Origin of the sequence: Microcystis sp. 0824 (assembly GCF_003112475.1) — a bacterium.
Taxonomy (GTDB): Bacteria; Cyanobacteriota; Cyanobacteriia; order Cyanobacteriales; family Microcystaceae; genus Microcystis; species Microcystis aeruginosa_C.
The window spans coordinates 29,939-47,778 of the sequence record NZ_BDSM01000053.1 but is presented as its reverse complement, the minus strand read 5'-3'; the positions used below and the strand labels follow the sequence as shown (position 1 = coordinate 47,778).

At 43.8% G+C, this 17,840-nt stretch carries 18 protein-coding genes; 16 read left to right on the top strand and 2 right to left on the bottom strand.

All coding sequences use genetic code 11. The annotated features are described in order from the left end of the window. The first annotated feature begins 169 nt into the window (after nucleotides 1-169). From N0824_RS17585 to N0824_RS17540, 10 genes are all read left to right on the top strand, one after another. A complete protein-coding gene (locus tag N0824_RS17585) occupies nucleotides 170-481 on the top strand; it encodes a carbon dioxide-concentrating mechanism protein CcmK (RefSeq protein WP_002734613.1) in 312 nt (103 codons plus the stop codon). Between the two features lie 66 nt (nucleotides 482-547). Further along, a complete protein-coding gene (locus N0824_RS17580; RefSeq protein ID WP_002733426.1) occupies nucleotides 548-889 on the top strand; it encodes a carbon dioxide-concentrating mechanism protein CcmK in 342 nt (113 codons plus the stop codon). A 32-nt stretch (nucleotides 890-921) separates the two neighbouring features. After that, the gene (locus tag N0824_RS17575) at nucleotides 922-1,233 is read left to right on the top strand and encodes a EutN/CcmL family microcompartment protein (RefSeq protein ID WP_002734360.1); all 312 of its coding nucleotides are present in this window, start codon (nucleotides 922-924) and stop codon (nucleotides 1,231-1,233) included. Between the two features lie 70 nt (nucleotides 1,234-1,303). Then, a complete protein-coding gene (locus N0824_RS17570) occupies nucleotides 1,304-3,268 on the top strand; it encodes a ribulose bisphosphate carboxylase small subunit (protein ID WP_108937689.1) in 1,965 nt (654 codons plus the stop codon). Between the two features lie 131 nt (nucleotides 3,269-3,399). Beyond that, nucleotides 3,400-4,062: a carbon dioxide concentrating mechanism protein gene (locus tag N0824_RS17565; RefSeq protein ID WP_108937688.1), complete on the top strand. Its 663-nt coding sequence runs from the start codon at nucleotides 3,400-3,402 to the stop codon at nucleotides 4,060-4,062. 550 nt (nucleotides 4,063-4,612) lie between these two features. Continuing rightward, nucleotides 4,613-6,028 carry a form I ribulose bisphosphate carboxylase large subunit gene (locus N0824_RS17560; RefSeq protein ID WP_002753365.1) on the top strand — a complete coding sequence of 472 codons (1,416 nt, stop codon included), beginning with the start codon at nucleotides 4,613-4,615 and terminating at the stop codon, nucleotides 6,026-6,028. 130 nt (nucleotides 6,029-6,158) lie between these two features. Further along, a complete protein-coding gene (locus N0824_RS17555; protein WP_108937687.1) occupies nucleotides 6,159-6,557 on the top strand; it encodes a chaperonin family protein RbcX in 399 nt (132 codons plus the stop codon). 15 nt (nucleotides 6,558-6,572) lie between these two features. Then, nucleotides 6,573-6,908 carry a ribulose bisphosphate carboxylase small subunit gene (locus N0824_RS17550; protein WP_002741682.1) on the top strand — a complete coding sequence of 112 codons (336 nt, stop codon included), beginning with the start codon at nucleotides 6,573-6,575 and terminating at the stop codon, nucleotides 6,906-6,908. Nucleotides 6,909-7,118: 210 nt separating this feature from the next. Next, nucleotides 7,119-8,294: an ImmA/IrrE family metallo-endopeptidase gene (locus N0824_RS17545; RefSeq protein WP_233256475.1), complete on the top strand. Its 1,176-nt coding sequence runs from the start codon at nucleotides 7,119-7,121 to the stop codon at nucleotides 8,292-8,294. Further along, nucleotides 8,294-8,827: a hypothetical protein gene (locus N0824_RS17540; protein WP_002777280.1), complete on the top strand. Its 534-nt coding sequence runs from the start codon at nucleotides 8,294-8,296 to the stop codon at nucleotides 8,825-8,827. The genes N0824_RS17545 and N0824_RS17540 overlap by 1 nt, the downstream gene beginning before the upstream one ends. Nucleotides 8,828-9,425: 598 nt before the next feature. Here the strand turns inward: N0824_RS17540 and N0824_RS17535 are convergent. Together N0824_RS17535 and N0824_RS17530 are read right to left on the bottom strand one after the other, a co-directional pair. Then, the gene (locus N0824_RS17535; RefSeq protein ID WP_002732232.1) at nucleotides 9,426-9,734 is read right to left on the bottom strand and encodes a DUF4926 domain-containing protein; all 309 of its coding nucleotides are present in this window, start codon (nucleotides 9,732-9,734) and stop codon (nucleotides 9,426-9,428) included. Further along, the gene (locus N0824_RS17530) at nucleotides 9,731-10,081 is read right to left on the bottom strand and encodes a DUF6883 domain-containing protein (RefSeq protein ID WP_002777278.1); all 351 of its coding nucleotides are present in this window, start codon (nucleotides 10,079-10,081) and stop codon (nucleotides 9,731-9,733) included. The genes N0824_RS17535 and N0824_RS17530 overlap by 4 nt, the downstream gene beginning before the upstream one ends. 730 nt (nucleotides 10,082-10,811) lie before the next feature. Here N0824_RS17530 and N0824_RS17515 point away from each other — a divergent pair. The 6 genes from N0824_RS17515 to dnaG all read left to right on the top strand — a co-directional run bounded on the left by N0824_RS17515 (nucleotide 10,812) and on the right by dnaG (nucleotide 17,742). Continuing rightward, on the top strand, nucleotides 10,812-12,128 hold the full coding sequence (locus tag N0824_RS17515) for an AAA family ATPase (protein WP_108937684.1): 1,317 nt from the start codon (nucleotides 10,812-10,814) through the stop codon (nucleotides 12,126-12,128). Continuing rightward, complete coding sequence (locus N0824_RS17510; protein WP_108937683.1) at nucleotides 12,128-12,589, top strand: hypothetical protein; 462 nt, start codon at nucleotides 12,128-12,130, stop codon at nucleotides 12,587-12,589. Before N0824_RS17515 ends, N0824_RS17510 begins: the two co-directional genes overlap by 1 nt. A gap of 355 nt (nucleotides 12,590-12,944) precedes the next feature. Further along, nucleotides 12,945-13,511 carry a photosystem I assembly protein Ycf4 gene (locus N0824_RS17505; RefSeq protein WP_108937682.1) on the top strand — a complete coding sequence of 189 codons (567 nt, stop codon included), beginning with the start codon at nucleotides 12,945-12,947 and terminating at the stop codon, nucleotides 13,509-13,511. Nucleotides 13,512-13,539: 28 nt separating this feature from the next. Then, nucleotides 13,540-14,277 carry a peptidylprolyl isomerase gene (locus N0824_RS17500; RefSeq protein WP_104395424.1) on the top strand — a complete coding sequence of 246 codons (738 nt, stop codon included), beginning with the start codon at nucleotides 13,540-13,542 and terminating at the stop codon, nucleotides 14,275-14,277. Between the two features lie 359 nt (nucleotides 14,278-14,636). Then, a complete protein-coding gene (locus N0824_RS17490; RefSeq protein WP_108937680.1) occupies nucleotides 14,637-15,773 on the top strand; it encodes a beta-ketoacyl-ACP synthase in 1,137 nt (378 codons plus the stop codon). 88 nt (nucleotides 15,774-15,861) lie between these two features. Further along, nucleotides 15,862-17,742, top strand: a complete 1,881-nt coding sequence (gene dnaG / locus N0824_RS17485; protein ID WP_108937679.1) for a DNA primase — start codon at nucleotides 15,862-15,864, stop codon at nucleotides 17,740-17,742. Nucleotides 17,743-17,840: the final 98 nt, after the last annotated feature.

Here is a 17,840-nt window from a genome sequence, read left to right as displayed (position 1 = left end):
GTCACGATCGAGATAAAATTCAGGATGGTCTTACCCACCTTGCCACGATCCCGACTGCCACCAAAGCTAGAGCAGGAAAAGTAACAAGGAAAGAATTTGACTGAAACAAAGTTGATAACGCTAACGAAATTAATAGTTTAGTTTGGCTTGACAAGCGAGGAACAAAAAAATGCCAATTGCAGTAGGAATGATTGAAACCCTAGGATTTCCCGCCGTTGTGGAAGCGGCCGATGCCATGGTCAAGGCCGCCAGGGTGACTCTAGTGGGTTACGAAAAGATCGGTAGTGGTCGCGTCACTGTCATTGTCCGGGGAGACGTTTCAGAAGTGCAAGCTTCTGTGGCTGCCGGAGTGGAAAACGCCAACCGGGTTAACGGAGGACAAGTGCTATCTACCCATATCATCGCCCGTCCCCACGAAAACCTCGAATACGTGCTGCCCATTCGCTACACCGAAGAAGTAGAGCAATTCCGCAGCTATTAAACACCGTTAATCGGGGTCAGCATCTATAGAGTCGAAGAAAGCCAACCATTAGGAGACAAAAATATTATGTCAATTGCAGTGGGCATGGTGGAAACCTTGGGTTTCCCAGCCGTCGTCGAGGCGGCTGATGCCATGGTAAAAGCCGCCCGCGTAACCCTAGTAGGTTACGAAAAAATTGGTAGTGGTCGCGTCACCGTCATCGTCCGGGGGGACGTTTCGGAGGTACAGGCCTCCGTATCGGCGGGGACAGAAGCGGCATCTAATCGTGTTAAAGGTGGTCAAGTCCTCTCGACCCACATCATCGCCCGTCCCCACGAAAACCTCGAATACGTTCTTCCCATTCGTTATACAGAAGCCGTGGAACAGTTTCGTGAAAGTGTTAACCCACAACCTTTAAGACGAATCTAGAGCGCAACTAACTTTTAGTGTAAACAAATTCCATGCAAATTGCCAAAGTTTGCGGAACCGTCGTTAGCACCCTGAAACCGCGCAGTATGACGGGAGTGAAACTTCTGCTTTTGCAATTCATCGACGCACAGGGGCAACTTTTGCCTAAATACGAAGTAGCGGGTGATATTGTCGGAGCGGGGCTTAATGAATGGGTGCTAGTGTCCCGGGGAGGAGCGGCTCGTATCGAAGACGGTCAGAACAATCGCCCCCTTGACGCGATGGTGGTGGGGATTATTGACACTATAACCGTAGAAAATCGCACCCTCTACAGCAAGAGAGACGAATTTCGTCAATCCGGTTAGAAATCGATAGGACCCAAACACAGTTAATTAACAACCAGCCAGCCAAATTCAGTATGGAGGAAGACTAACTATGGTCGTCCGCACAACGGCGGCTAGTCCGAAAAAGCGGACCAAATCCCCAGAGGAAACGCGCATAGACGAGAGTGCCAAAGTCCACACCTTCTCTAACCTCAGTGGCGCTATCGAGATCGGGGCGCGAGTGGTGATTGCTCCGGGGACTTCCATCCGCGCCGATGAAGGAACCCCCTTTCACATTGGCGACGACAGCAAAATTCAGGACGGAGCAATCATCCACGGTTTAGAAAAAAGCCGTGTGGTGGGAGATGACGGCCGAGAATATTCGGTGTGGATCGGCCGGGGCAGCTGCATCACCCACATGGCACTCATTCACGGGCCAGCCTATGTGGGCGATCGCTGTTTTATCGGTTTTCGCTCCACCGTCTTTAATGCCCGCATCGGGGCCGATTGCATCGTCATGATGCACGCCCTCGTTCAAGACGTGGAAATCCCCGCAGGTAAATTCGTGCCATCCGGTTCCGTGATCACCAGCCAACAACAGGCCGATCGCTTACCCGATGTCACAGAAATCGATCGAGCCTTCACTCGTCACATTGTCGATATCGACCTCGCCCCCAGCGTCCCGGTCAAAGCCCACAGCCCAGCGACTCCTGCACCAGCAGCCGCTATAAACATCGCTAATGAGACGCTATATAGAAATTCGGTGACACCTATGAGTTTAAATACAAACATTCGAGCGCAGGTTCGCTCCCTCCTCTCCCAAGGCTACAAGATCGGCATCGAATACGCTGACAAACGCCGCTTTAAAACCAGTTCTTGGTTAAGTGCCGGCTTTATCGACGGCGGCCGCGAAGAACAGGTATCCCAATCCCTAGAAGCCTCCCTGAGAGACCTGCAAGGCGAATACGTCCGCCTGATCGGAGTCGATCCCGCCGCTAAACGGCGCATACTGGAAATGATTATCCAACGCCCCGAAGACACACCGGGAGAACCGGCCCGCACCACCACCGCCGTCCACGGCGGTCATGGCAACGGTAACGGCCATTCCGACCTGTCCGTACAAGTGCGTTCCCTGCTGGCCCAAGGGCTGAAAATCGCCACCGAACACGCGGATAAACGCCGGTTTAAAACCAGTTCTTGGTTAACTGGACCTGCGATCGAAACCAAGAGCGAAGCGGGCATCATTCGCGATATTGAAGCGATCGTGACTGAAAATAGCGATGAGTACGTCCGCCTGATCGGGATCGACCCGCAAGCGAAAAAACGGGTCGTCGAAATGATTATTCACCGCCCTGGGGGAAGCAGCACCCCCGCTAGTAACGGCAGCGGCAAAGCCAGCAGCTACAGCGCCCCCGCTAGTAACGGAGCCAGTCATAGCAGCAGTGGTAGCTTAAGTGGGGAAACGATCGCTCAAATTCGTTCCCTGCTCGCCCAAGGCTACAAAATCGGCACCGAACACGCGGATAAACGCCGGTTTAAAACCAGTTCTTGGCAGAGTTGCGCCCCGATCGAAAGCAATCGCGAATCCGATGTAATTACTGCTTTGGAAGATTGTTTACGCGAACATAGCGGCGAATACGTCCGCTTACTCGGTATCGATGCTAAAGCCAAAAAACGGGTTTTAGAAACGGTGATCCAGCGTCCCGATGGTTCGGTGGCTAGCAATGGCAACGGTAAAACCGCCACCGTTGCTGAACCGAGTTTCAAAAGCTATGCTTCTGGTTCTTCTGGCGGCGGTACTGCCACTTTAACCAGTACCTTAACCGCAGAAACGATCACTCAAATTCGCTCTTTATTGAACCAAGGTCACAAAATCGGGGCCGAACACGCGGATAAACGTCGTTTTAAAACCAGTTCTTGGCAAAGCTGCACCCCGATCGAGAGCAGTCGCGAATCCGATGTGGTGGCCGCTTTAGAAACCTGTCTGCGCGACCATCAAGGGGAATACGTTCGTCTAATCGGGATTGACTCCCAAGCGAAACGTCGTGTTCTCGAATCGATTATTCAACGCCCTTAATTTCAGGACTCGGCGATCGGTGAAGGGAGATAGGTGTTAGGTGTTGGCGGATCGGGAAAAATACCGGAAACTCTAACCCCTACCCCCTAACCCCCGCTCACTGATCACTGATCACTGAGTAACTGTCAATTATGTCCTTACCCCCCGTTCAACCTATTAGCCGCTCGGAATTCTATGTCAATGGTGATGTCACCATTCATGAGAGTGCGATCGTGGCTCCGGGGGTGATTCTCCGAGCAGCCCCCAATAGCCAAATAATTATCGGTGCGGGTGCTTGCCTGGGTATGGGAACAATTTTAACCGCCTATCAGGGTGTTATTGCTATCGGTGCGGGAGCAATTTTAGGTACAGGTGTTCTCGTCGTCGGTCGGGGTGAAATCGGTGAAAATGCCTGTATTGGGTCAACCACAACCATTTTTAATGCTTCTGTGGCAGCGATGTCGCTCGTGCCATCCGGCTCCCTGATCGGAGATACTTCCCGTCAAATTACCATCGAGGTGTCAGCGACCCCATCGGAACCGGAAAGGCCCCCTTTACCAGAACCGGAACCCGTAGTCAGTCAAGTGTCCCCAGTCCCGTCCATGGAGGAAGTGGTCGCCGAAACCGTGGCCAGTCCTTGGGATAACGAGGAAATGGTGGCCGAGGCAAGTCCCGCGGAAACCAGAGAACCAGCATCTACTACTAACCGACCGAATCAAGCATCGGTGGTCGGAAAGGTCTATATCAATCAGTTATTGGTCACGCTATTTCCAGAACGTCATCGTTTTAATGGCAACAATAACCATAATTCTTGAAGGGGAAAATAATCGTTCACAAGCCAAAAATCTCAACAATAATTACTGAGTAATTAGACCTAATTTATCTAGAGTTCACTGCTGTCTAACTGTCCTCTAGGTACTGGGTATAATTGCTTAAAAATCTAATTCATCTTTAGCGATTGCCGACATTTTTTGAGGTTGTAATTATTGATAATCTTCCTCAATTAAGGAGTAGTTTTAATCGCTCAAAGCCTGATGAGCAGAAGTTTCTGTGTGTCAATCAGGTAAATTTTTGTTGATTTTTTTGTGTTTTTGTAGAGATTGTCAAAGTTAGATGACGACAGATTAAAGAAACTAATCCCCCCGAGAAAAAAAAACAATCAAAATTTTAGGGATAGAGAAAAAAAATGATCAGAATAGGATAAAGTTCGTGTTAAGATGATCAGTTGAAAAAAACATTAGTGAAAATTGCTCCCTAACTTCGCTCCTAGCAGCAGGGGAAAGGAGCTTAAGAAAAATCTATGTCGGTTGACGGCGAGATTTTACAGGTGCGACTAATCATGCAGTTTATGGAGGAATAATCCCAATGGTGCAAGCCAAATCCAAAGGTTTCCAGGCCGGCGTAAAAGACTACCGCCTGACCTACTACACCCCCGACTACACCCCCAAAGATACCGATCTACTAGCTTGCTTCCGGGTAACACCCCAACCAGGAGTTCCTCCTGAAGAAGCAGGTGCGGCGGTAGCGGCGGAATCTTCCACAGGTACCTGGACCACCGTTTGGACCGATAACTTAACCGACCTCGATCGCTATAAAGGTCGTTGTTATGATATCGAACCCGTACCCAACGAAGATAACCAGTTCTTCTGTTTCGTTGCCTATCCTTTAGATCTATTTGAAGAAGGTTCCGTCACCAACATCCTCACCTCGATCGTTGGTAACGTTTTCGGTTTCAAAGCTCTGCGCGGTCTCCGTTTAGAAGATATCCGTTTCCCCGTCGCTTTAATCAAAACCTTCCAAGGTCCTCCCCACGGTATCACCGTTGAACGGGACAAATTAAACAAATACGGTCGCCCCTTACTCGGTTGCACCATCAAACCCAAACTCGGCCTTTCCGCTAAAAACTACGGTCGTGCCGTTTATGAATGTCTCCGCGGTGGTTTAGACTTCACCAAAGATGACGAAAATATTAACTCTCAACCCTTCATGCGTTGGCGCGATCGTTTCCTCTTTGTCCAAGAGGCGATCGTTAAATCCCAAGCAGAAACCAACGAAGTTAAAGGACATTACCTCAACGTAACCGCTCCTACCTGCGAGCAGATGATGCAACGGGCTGAATTCGCCGCCGAAATCAAAACCCCCATCATCATGCACGACTACCTCACCGGTGGTTTCACCGCTAACACCACCCTGGCGAAATTCTGCCGCGACAAAGGGTTACTGCTCCACATTCACCGGGCAATGCACGCGGTTATCGACCGTCAGAAAAATCATGGTATCCACTTCCGCGTTTTAGCTAAGTGCTTACGTCTCTCTGGTGGTGATCACCTGCACTCGGGAACCGTTGTCGGTAAACTCGAAGGTGAACGCGGAATCACGATGGGTTTTGTTGACCTGATGCGTGAAGACTATGTAGAAGAAGATCGCGCTCGTGGTATTTTCTTCACCCAAGACTACGCTTCCTTACCCGGGGTAATGCCGGTGGCTTCCGGTGGTATCCACGTTTGGCATATGCCGGCGCTGGTGGAAATCTTCGGTGACGATTCCTGCTTACAGTTCGGTGGTGGAACCCTCGGCCACCCCTGGGGTAACGCACCTGGTGCCACCGCTAACCGTGTGGCTCTGGAAGCTTGTATCCAAGCTCGTAACGAAGGACGCTCCTTGGCCCGCGAAGGTAACGACGTTATCCGGGAAGCTTGCCGTTGGAGTCCTGAACTGGCTGCCGCTTGCGAACTCTGGAAAGAAATCAAATTCGAGTTCGAGGCTATGGATACCCTCTAATACAGCCCTTCAGAAGGTTGTTAGCAGTTATCGGTGCAAAATAATGCCGGGGACTTGCCCAAAATCGGCAAGCAGTCGCTAGAATTTCAACACTGATAACTGTCTAGCCAATAACTGAAAACTGTATAAAATGTATCCGAAAAAAGTTGCTCAAGATACCGCGAAAGTCTTACAAAGTTACCTAACTTACCAAGCGGTTCGCACGATTATCGATCAATTGTCAGAAACTAATCCGACTTTGGCTATTTGGCTGAGTCACTATACTTCTAGCCATTCCATTCAGGATGGCGAGGCCTATATTGCGGGGTTAATGACTGAGAATAAAGAGTTAGTTTTGCGGATCATGACGGTAAGAGAACATTTAGCCGAACAGGTTTTAGAGTTCTTGCCAGAGATGGTAAAAACGGCAATTATTAATGACAATACCGAACATCGTCGGCAACTTTTGGAACGTCTCACCCGTACTGCTATAAGTCAACCAGAGACATCGGAATTAAATCTCGATGTTGATGATCTACCCAACCCATAAGGAATCAAGAAACCCATGAAAACTTTACCTAAAGAGAAGCGTTACGAAACTCTTTCCTACTTGCCCCCCCTCACCGATCAACAAATTGCTAAACAAATTCAATACATGATCGATCAGGGTTATATTCCTGCTGTGGAATTTGAAAAAGATCCCAAACCCGCGGATTATCATTGGACGATGTGGAAACTGCCTTTATTCTCTGTTTCTGGCCCCCAAGAAGTTCTTAATGAAGTTCGCGAGTGCCGCACCGAGTATTCTGATTGCTATATCCGCGTGATCGCTTTTGACAACATCAAACAATGTCAAACCATGAGCTTTATTGTTCATAAACCCAATGCCGGCCGCTACTAATTTGGTTGTCATCTAATTATTAACTGTTGAGGGTGGTTCTTAAACCTCCCTTTTTTTCTATTTGTCTGGTAGAATTTTTAGCAAGAGTGAATCCGAGCTAGAAATAGGGGAGCATCTCACCTTTAATTGAAATGACTATATAATTACTCACTTGCATCAATGAAATGCTCCCAATATAATGGGACTGGATTCCTGTTTTTCTCATTAGCGATGGCATTTGATTATGTAGTTTTAGGCAGAAAGCTCAAGGATGCGCGGGAAGGCCTTTTAATTGCTCCGCAAGAGTCGGCATTGCGTCTTCAAATAAGTTTGCAGGAATATCTAGATATTGAAGAAGGCAGGAATAGAATTACTGGCGACCAGTTGGTCTTGTTATCTGTTATGTACCGCCGTGACTTCAGGTACTTCGTTACAGGCGACTACCCATCAGCAGAGTCCCAAGTTCAAGAAATGTTTCGTCGCAACGCTGCCCTTTCCAAAAGCGATCGCATTGCTATTCAGGAATTTGTTCGGCTTTGTGAGTACGAAGATTTCCTAGAAAGGGAAGTATTTCAGCGTCAGCCTACAAAAATTCCTAATTACGCACAATATCCGTTTAATCATAGCTACTTCAAAAGACAAGGTGAAGAAGCAGCTTCTTTGGAGAGAGAACGTTTGGGTTTAGGGCAACAGCCAGTAGAAAATATATTTGAGTTAATCAGAAATCAAGGCATTCATATATTCAAACGTCAATTAGAAGATAAAAATATATCCGGACTATATATTAACCATCCGGTAGCTGGTCACTGTATTCTCATCAACTATCTTGATGATTTATACCGACAAAATTTTTCTGCCGCTCATGAGTACTGTCATGCTTTATTTGACTCTTCTGAAGGGCAGGAAGTTACATACTTAAAATCTTTAAATGATCGGTCTAAACTTGAGTGGAGAGCCAATAGTTTTGCAGGCAGCTTTCTAGTTTCAAAACAAAGAATTGAGTCAGATTACTCACCCGCAGAAAGCTACGAAGCTTGGGTTAGTCTCATTCGGCGAATTGCTGAACGATTTCGAGTCAGTTCTCAAGTGGTAATTATCCGTTTATCTGATCTTAAATGGCTCAATGAAGCTTTAAAAGATCAATTAATGCAAGAAAAACTTTTGGTTATTAAACATGACGAGAAATTTGATCCTGAGACTCCACCAACGCTATCTTCAGGTATGCGAAGTAAATCTGCACAAATTATACGTCAAGGTTTATCCTGGCATTTCATTGATTTGTGTACAGAGGCATATAGAAGACGAGAGATTACTCACCATAAGCTCCTAGATATGCTACTGCTACCTTTGGAAGATGGTTATCAGCTTCTAAATGAACTTCTAACGTTTTTGGAGGTCAGTAGTTAATGATGGGCGTAGTATCTATCGATACTTGTGCGATTATTCACTTCATGTACATTAATCGCTTTCATCTTCTTAAATTGCTTGGATACTCTGTGATTACTACAGTGTATGTTCAATTAGAATTTGAGCAGGGACATTCTGATAGTTTAAATTATTACAAAAAACTAATTGATTATGGTGAAATTACAACATTTCCTCTAGAGATCGAGGATTTAGTTGAGATGTCAAACGTCCCTCAATCAAAACGTGCGAGTGATGCAGAACTGTCCTGTTTTGTTGTTGCCAGACGTATCGGTGGCAAAGTGCTGACCGATGATAGAAAGGCAATAAATTATATTCGGCAATACCTTCAAATGCCGAAAGATACTATTACTCAACTGGTGGAGGTTTTGATAGAAGCTTATTTAGCAGACCATTTAGGGGATCATGAGCTTAGATCAATTCAGGAAATTCTGGAGAATAATAAGTTCAAGATTAAGTTCGACTTAGCTCGTGAGGCAGCAAAGAGAAGATGGATGATGGATGAGAAGTGTTGAACGATAGTGAGGTTTCCAAGGCACTGCGTAGCAGCACGCCGCTATTACCTGGTGCTTTAATAAAATGTAACGCACCTTGTCTGTGGGGTGCTAAGTTAACATCAACATAGGAATTATAACTATTACTGGACTTATACCATTTTTCTTTATTTGCGTCACAACGAATGCAGGCTTGGCAAGCATTCGAGCGTGGATGTCTGTCATGGATTTAGAAATTTGGTATTACCCCTTGACAAAAGACCATAACCTGTGCTGTATCTGAATGGGGTTTTACTGGGTACAAATTAAGGAAACCCCGAATAAATCTAACGCCTTCGAGCCGTTGCTTTTTTATTTTTTGATTCGATTCGTCAAACTATACCGATATTTTCTAGGTGTCGATAGCCTTGAATAGAGGTTCCTTTTAGGTTCAAAAATTTATCAACTATCATAACTAAAATAATCTCGTTTTTGGCGATTATATCAAATCTTAACTCTATTGTCTATCTTTTGGTATTTACCTATTTGTGCCTTAAGTCCTTCCCTATATGAATTTTAGCTTTTTATTTTAAGTTAATTATTTGCATAACAATTATGGAATAGCCTATTTTTTCCGATTTTATTGATACAAAGAGCGGGTGAAATCTAAAACTTTTTGTTGCTTTTCTTTGGGTAATTTATCGATTAAAGCTGTTAGCTTTTCTGTTAAAGATAACCAAGTTTTGTTCTGAGCTTTCCAGATTACAATAAATTGCTGCATTGGGAGAGAACAAAGGGCTATAGTTTCCCCTAGATCATTACTAAATTCAATTTCGTAACAACCATCATTGTAGTCTTCAACAATTGTCCCTTGTTCTCCCATTATTAAGTTATGTTCAGGCAAGTCAACTAATAATTCCACAAGGTCAAATAATTCTGGTTTAATCATGGTCTTTTTCTCACATATAAAGTTACTAATTTAGCTGTATCACTATCAGGCTCAACAATCCATCCAGTCCTCACTATTTCTTGTTGCCCTGGTTCAATTCCTGTAATTTCTAGGTCAACTTGATAGCGTTTGCCATGTCGATCTGTACTTTGATAAACAGCTTTTGCTTCAAGGGATTTGTTAGCGATTTGTTGTAGAAGTGGCTCATAATTATCTTGAGTATATCCTAAGTGGCGTTGAAACATGATGGCTTTATTTAATCCTTTTGGATTGTCTAAATTGAGAGCATATTGGGTTAATTTTCTAGAATCTATTTTGACTTTGTTGACAATATCTTTTAATTTCATTGGAATTAAGACGATTATTAATTTTGACTTTGCCTCTAGTTTCATATTTCATAAGGGAGCATCTCACCCTTGCAATAAGTAGAAATGCTTAATGAGATCAATAAAAAAGTTAAAAAAGGCAACCATTTAGCTCTGGACTTTACCCGTACAAAAATACTAGCTATGGCTAAAAGTCTTACAGAGCCTGAGTTAAAGCCATATAATACCAATGAGCTACTGAACACAAAATCCTGAAGTCTTTACGCAGATAGGGTTTGAGGCAAAAATTTTCAAATTTGACCTTTCCACCATTATAGCTTGTTTCGGGGCAGAAAACCAGCAAAAACATGGCTACAGAGGGAATCGCTTACTCTAAAGATTAATGACACCATCTGTCACCATAAGGTTAGCGATCACCATACAGCCAACTCCACAGAATCGCTCTACTCTAGATACAGTCAACGGTACAGCCATTTTCAAGGGAAAAATGTACCCAGTAGCGTCTTTTCAATTTTTTCTGAGAAGCCCCATGCAGTAAGGGTAAGGGTTCCGCCCTAATGCCAATAAACAGCGATCTTATCTCCCCAAGCCTAGATTATACTGTTCGGATATGCCCTGCCCTACAGTTTGAGTTTTCAAGGTTATGGGTGCTAGTTTTCGGTACTTGTTAGAGTCTATAAGCTGCGCTGGTATTGGAACTTTTAGTACAAATGCTCAAACTGCACCAGTCAAGATTTAATGGGTGAAAAGTATGTTAACATCGCTGACTCTTCGGAATTTTAAAAGCTATCAGGAGGCAACCTTGTCTCTAGCACCCATCACCTTTTTAATCGGTGCTAATGCGTCAGGGAAAAGTAATGCACTAGAAGCAATTCGCTTACTTTCGTGGTTAGCGAAAGGCAGCAGGTTAGATGACATTGAACGCAACATTCAAAGCGGGAATGCAATTGCTCGTGGACAAGCGATCGATCTTTTCGGTGCAGAAAAAGAGTATTTTACCTTGGGAACACACATTGATAACGCTCCTGACGGTTGGACTGATTTCGAGATTGAAATTGGGCTATTATCAGACCAACTTATTATAATCGGAGAAAGTGTCAGTAAAGCTAGTAAAGATCAGGAATTAACACTTTACAAAATTGATGGCGATCCCAACTCACACACCGATGAAATTAGGGTGATGTATAACAATTTTAACAAAGGTAAAAATAAGCCCCACATACCTTGTTCTAACCGACAAGCTATTTTTTATCAATTGGAAACTCCCAGTCGGTTCCAGCAAAGTCATACTAAATCACAAAAAATTATTCCAGCAGTTACTAAAGTAATTCGAGAAACCTTGAGGAATATCGTCTTTCTTGATCCTCGTCCAGCAGTAATGCGGGATTATGCTTACGCTAAAGATGATGATATTAAAGAAGATGGCTCTAACCTTTCTAGTGTTCTTTACGCAGTTTGTCAGCAGGGAGAGACTCAAAAAAACAAGTTGCTTGACTTCATTCGTTCATTACCAGAACAGGATATTACCGATATTCGCTTTATCATTACAGACCGCAAGGATGTTATGGTGAAACTAATAGAGTCTTTTGGGAACAAAGAACATCAGATAGATGCTCCTTTGTTGTCTGATGGTACTCTGAGAGTTTTAGCGATTGCTGCAACTCTACTAAGTGTAAATCCTGGAACTTTCGTAATTATTGAAGAGATCGATAATGGTGTTCATCCCAGTCGTGCAGATAATTTAGTTAAGCAAATTCGGGAGATCGCCTTAGAAAGAAAACTGAGGGTACTGATCACCTCCCATAACCCGGCGTTACTAGATGCAGTACCCGATAGTGATATTGGAAATGTACTTTGTTGTTACCGAGATCCGCAAGCAGGAGATAGTCGTATTGTCCGATTAGCTGATTTAGAGCGTTTCCCCGAATTAATTGTGCAGGGAACTCTTGGTCAGTTGATGACTAAACAAGTATTAGATAAGTTCTTAAAGGATAAGTCCACAGCAGAACAACGTCAACAAAACGCGCTAAGTTGGTTAGAGCAATTAAAACAGGGAGAAGTAGCCTGATGGGAGCTATTTGTCTGATCGATACTTCGATCTTTTTAGAGATACTTAATGTCCCCCAAAAGGCGAGTCAATCTGAGTTAATATTTCAAGAGTTAAAAGAGAAAATTGAAGCTAGAGAATCTCTTTTTTTGCCAATGGCGACCATTCTGGAAACTGGCAATCATATTGCCCAAAATGGAGATGGCAATCAGCGACGTATTTGTGCAGAAACATTTGTAGTTCAGGTAACACAAGCTCTTGAAGGAAAATCTCCCTTTACCCCTATTAATTTTCTAAAGCAAGAAGACCTGCAAGGATGGTTAAAAGAGTTTCCTGATCAAGCGATGCAAGGTAGGGGACTGGGAGACCTTTCTATCATTCATGATTGGCAGAAAATTTGTGATCAAAATCTAGGCCGCCGCGTCTATATATGGTCTTTGGACAAACACCTTAAAGGTTACAATCGGCCACCGAAGTTATGAGTAATTGACTACGGATTTACTTCTAATAGTCCATTTGTATTTTAAAAGGTAGAGATTTAATTATTGGACTTCCCCCTTGACAAAAGACCATAACCCGTGCTTTGTCTGAATGTGCCGTTACTGGGTACAAATTAAGGAAACCCCGAATAAATCTAACGCATGATTGTTGCCGATGAGAATTACGATTAGGGAATTTTCCCCTAAACTTCCCCCACTCACCTATAAGTAAATATTATGATATATGATAAACATGGGTACATCCAGAAAAATCAACGGCTGCATCCCTGGGGCGGGGTTGGGGAAGTGGCGAGAAAAAAGCTGGTAAAATAACTCTAGGCAACCTTAAAAAGAATTCATGAAAGCGCAAACAACAAGTAAAGATAGCCTGATCCTACGGCAAGAAGTAGTGGGAGCGCGTCGCCCTAGTAACTATTTTTGGGCTGTAATCGTCTCTATTGGCGGTCTAGGGTTTCTCCTCGCCGGTCTTTCCAGTTATTTTAAGGTCAATCTACTTCTCGTTAGCGATACCAGTGCCTTACAATTTATTCCCCAAGGGGTCGCCCTCCTCTTTTATGGCACTGCGGGGACCCTCTTAGCCATCTATCTCTGGTTATCTCTCCTCTGGAATGTCGGAGGTGGTTACAACGAGTTTAATAAGGAAACCGGCAAAGTTAAAATCTTTCGTTGGGGCTACCCCGGCAAAAATCGTCGCATTGATCTCGATTGGCCCCTGGAAGATGTGCAAGCTGTGCGGGCCGAAGTGCGAGAAGGACTCAACCCGAAACGGGAACTATTCCTACGGATTAAACAGCGTCGCGATATCCCTCTAACTCGCGTCGGTGATCCGATGTCCCTCTCGGAATTGGAAAATCAAGGAGCGGAACTCGCTCGTTTTCTGGAAATTCCTCTAGAGGGATTGTAGGCCTTTTTTCGCTCTTTTTGGCTATAAAATGATGAAGATAAGAAAATCTGGCTGGCTGTCTGTGGTTTGTGTTTTTTTAATCACAACGACCACACTTTTCGGCTGTTCTTCCCCAGAAGCTAACTCCACCCCCGATAATTCTAGTATCACCCAAACCTCTCAACCTGCCAGTTCGGGCAGTGTCAACATGGATAATTACAAACCCCGCTTAGATGGAACTGCTGTCGTCGAGATGATCATCAAAGGTAAACCGGTAACGATCGAAATTGATGGCAATGCGGCCCCAGTTACTGCCGGTAATTTTGTGGATCTGGTGGAGAGAGGTTTTTATAATGGTTTAACTTTCCATCGCGTGGTTACAGAACCGCAGCCTTTTGTCGCCCAAGGTGGTGATCCCCAAGGTCGCGGAACTGGTGGTTTTGTCGATCCAGAAACCAAGCAATCCCGTTATGTTCCCCTGGAAATTCTCCTCAAAGACGAAAAAGAGCCGATTTATGGGAAAGCAATCGGTCAACAGGCCACGTCGCGCACTCCCATCGTCGCTTTACCCCATAAACGCGGTGCGATCGCGATGGCCCGTTCTCAACAGCCTAATTCCGCTTCTTCTCAGTTTTATTTTGCTCTGTCGGATATCAATTTCCTCGATGGTGATTATGCCGTTTTTGGTTATGTCACTAAGGGAATGGAAGTGATCGATACGATTAAACAAGGGGATAAAATTGACTCGGCCAAAGTTATTTCCGGTGCAGAAAATCTGAAAAAATAGCGATCGGTTAGGGTGGGTTCGCGGGACGATAATTTAATTTTCCCCCTAACCCACCCAATAGACATCTCCAAAAATTATAACCCAGTCACAGCTTGCTTTTAGCCTATGTACTAATTGAGTAGTTCGATAGCTGAAATGTATATCTGTCCTTGCTAATTCAATTTTACTGAAAAAATATGAGGCAATTAAAATAATTTTTATTCGGGTATATTCCTTGACTAGAAAGACTTTTGGTCTTGAGATAATATTAGGTCGAGGTCTAATCATTTAATATTCCGATAACTGATAACTGATAACTGATAACTGATAACTGATAACTGATACCTGATAACTGATAACTGATAACTGATAAATGATAAATGAATGTTGTGGTGACGGGAATTGGGTTGATCAGTTCTCTGGGAAATTTAAGTCAGAGTTGGCAAAGATTACTAGAGGGCAAAACTGGTATAACTAGACAACAACCCTTTTCTGATTTACCCGCGTTACCCCTGGGTTTAATCGGTCACAAACCGGCATTTTTAGAGGATTTAACCAAAATTGCCCTGATTGCTGCCCTTGAAGACGCGAAGTTAACCCCTCCCTTAAAGGATTGTGGTGTCACTATCGGTTCTAGTCGCGGTTGTCAGGGTTTATGGGAACGGATGGCAGCGACGGGAATAGTAGAAAACTGGTTAGATAGTTTACCCGATCGCGCCTCGGTATTGACCGCTAGATTGATAGAAACCAGGGCCCCAGTGTTAGCACCGATGGCGGCCTGTGCCACGGGCATCTGGTCGATCGCCCAGGGTGTAGAATTAATCAAAATGGGAGAATGCGATCGAGTTTTAGCAGGGGCGATCGAAACTCCGATCACTCCCTTAACTTTGGTGGGATTTGAACAGATGGGAGCTTTGGCGAAAACGGGCTGTTATCCTTTTGATAGAGCTAGGGAAGGCTTAGTTTTGGGGGAAGGTGGCGCGATTTTAGTCCTTGAATCGGAAGAACTGGCTTTAAGCAGAAATGCCGCCATCTACGGGCAAATTTTGGGCTATGGTTTTACCTGCGATGCCGATCATGTTAGCGCCCCGGCGGTGGATAATCGTAGCGCTACCAAAGCCATAGAACTATGTTTGCACAGAAGTCAATTAAGAAAAGATGAAATTAATTACATTCACGCCCACGGCACTAGCACGCGTTTAAACGATGAACGGGAGGCAAACCTGATCGCCAGCATTTTTGGTTCGCAAGTGGCTGTAAGCTCGACAAAAGGCGCAACAGGACACACTTTAGGGGCTTCGGGGGCATTAGGTGTGGCTTTTTGTTTAATGGCTCTGAAAAATCAGCTAATTCCCCCCTGTGTCGGTGTGCGCGAGTCGCCTTTTCAATTAAATTTAATTAGATCGGCTGTTAATTTTTCCCTGCACAATTGTCTCTGTCTTAGTTTCGGTTTCGGAGGACAAAATGCCGCCATCGCAGTGGGGAGATGGGGGAGAAGGAGAGGGGAGTGGGAATGATGAATGATGAATGATGAATTGGGGAGACGGGGAGAATAAATAAAAGCAAATCTCCTGATAACTGATAACTGATAACTGATAACTGATTATGGATACACCGAGACTACATCCAGATACGATCGAAGAAGTTAAACAAAGAATTGATATTGTGGATTTAATTTCGGAGAGAGTCGTCCTCAAAAAAAGGGGAAGGGAATACGTCGGTTTATGTCCCTTTCACGAGGAAAAATCCCCTAGTTTTACGGTTAGTCCTGCCAAACAAATGTATTACTGTTTTGGCTGTGGTGCGGGGGGAAACGGGATTAAATTCTTTATGGAGGTGGGGAAACAATCTTTTAGTGAAGTGGTTTTCGATCTTGCTAGAAGGTATCAAATCCCGATTAAAACTCTGGCAGTAGAACAGCGTCAGGAATTAGAGCAGAAATTATCCCTCAAAGAACAATTATACGAAATAATGGCCGTGGCGGTGAGTTTTTATCAACACGCCCTTAGTCAACCCCAAGGGGAAAAAGCGTTAGATTATCTCAAGGTACAACGACAACTAACCCCAGAAACTATCGCAACTTTTCAACTGGGATATTCTCCAGAAGGTTGGGAAACGCTCTATCGTTATTTAGTGGAACAAAAGCGCTATCCTGTGGCTTTAGTAGAACAAGCAGGATTAATTAAAGCGCGTCAAAATGGTAGTGGTTATTACGATCAATTTCGAGATCGTTTAATGATTCCTATTTTTGATAGTCAAGGACGGGCGATCGCTTTTGGTAGTCGTAGTTTAGGTAATGAACAACCAAAGTATCTAAATTCTCCCGATACTCCTCTATTTGAAAAGGGAAAAACTCTCTTTGCTCTTGATCGAGCTAAACAGGCAATTATTCAGCAAGATTTAGCGATAGTTGTGGAGGGTTATTTTGACGCAATCGCTCTCCATGCTGCTGGTATCACTAATGTGGTTGCCTGTTTAGGAACAGCTTTAAGTCAAGAGCAAATTAAGCTACTTTTGCGCTACAGTGAAAGTAAACAAATAATCTTTAATTTTGATGCTGATCAAGCGGGAATTAAAGCGACACAACGGGCGATCGAGGAAATTAACTCCCTAGTTTATTCAGGACAAGTTAACCTAAAAATCCTTAATCTTCCCGATGGTAAAGATGCCGATGAATTTCTTAAATCTCGTGCTGACGGATATCTTAGTTATCGAGAACTGATCGAAAAATCTCCTTTTTGGATTGATTGGCAAATCTCGCAAATGTTGGTTAATAAAGATTTAAAACAGGGACTACATTTTCAACAAGTAGCCAATAGTATGGTGAGTTTACTGCAAAAGTTAATCGATAGCAATCAACGCACTTTTTATCTAGATTATTGTGCTGAAATTTTGGCTCAAAAAGATGCAACTCGTTTGCCATATATTTTTAAAAATCTCTCGAAGCAAGTTAATAAACCTCTGGGAAAATCCCCAGCAATTAAAAGGAAAAATATCCTAGATAAATCCGAAAAAAACGGCTCAGAAAAAGCCGAATGGTTACTATTACTAATCTATCTCCATTCTCCCGAATATCGGAGGCTCATTTGTGAACTTTTGGATGAAAAAGATTTAATTTTTAATCTCCCTGATTATCGTTGGTTATGGCAAGTAATTCTAGAGTTAGAAACCCAAATTACTAACCAAAGAGATTTGATGTCAGCTTTACAGAATCATTTATTGATAATCACCGCAGACAAAAATCGTGATTTTAATTCTTTATTTCACTTAAATGAACATACCAGTCAGCAAATTTTGCAGCCAGAAGAACAGATAAAAAATGCTATTATAGCTCTGGAAAAAATTAGTTTAATGGAATATCGTCGTTACTGTCAAGAACAATTAATTAATGCTCTCGACAGCAATCAACGAGAATTTTATCAGCAGGAATTCTATCAAACTGTTAATAAATTAATCGCAATTGATCCTCACTACCAACAAGCTTAATTCGGGTCTGCTGAAAAAGTTTTTCGGTGGGGGCAGGGTGTGGGGTGTGGGGTGTGGGGTGTGGGGTTTTACCGGTTTTGAGGTGGCCAATTACCTAA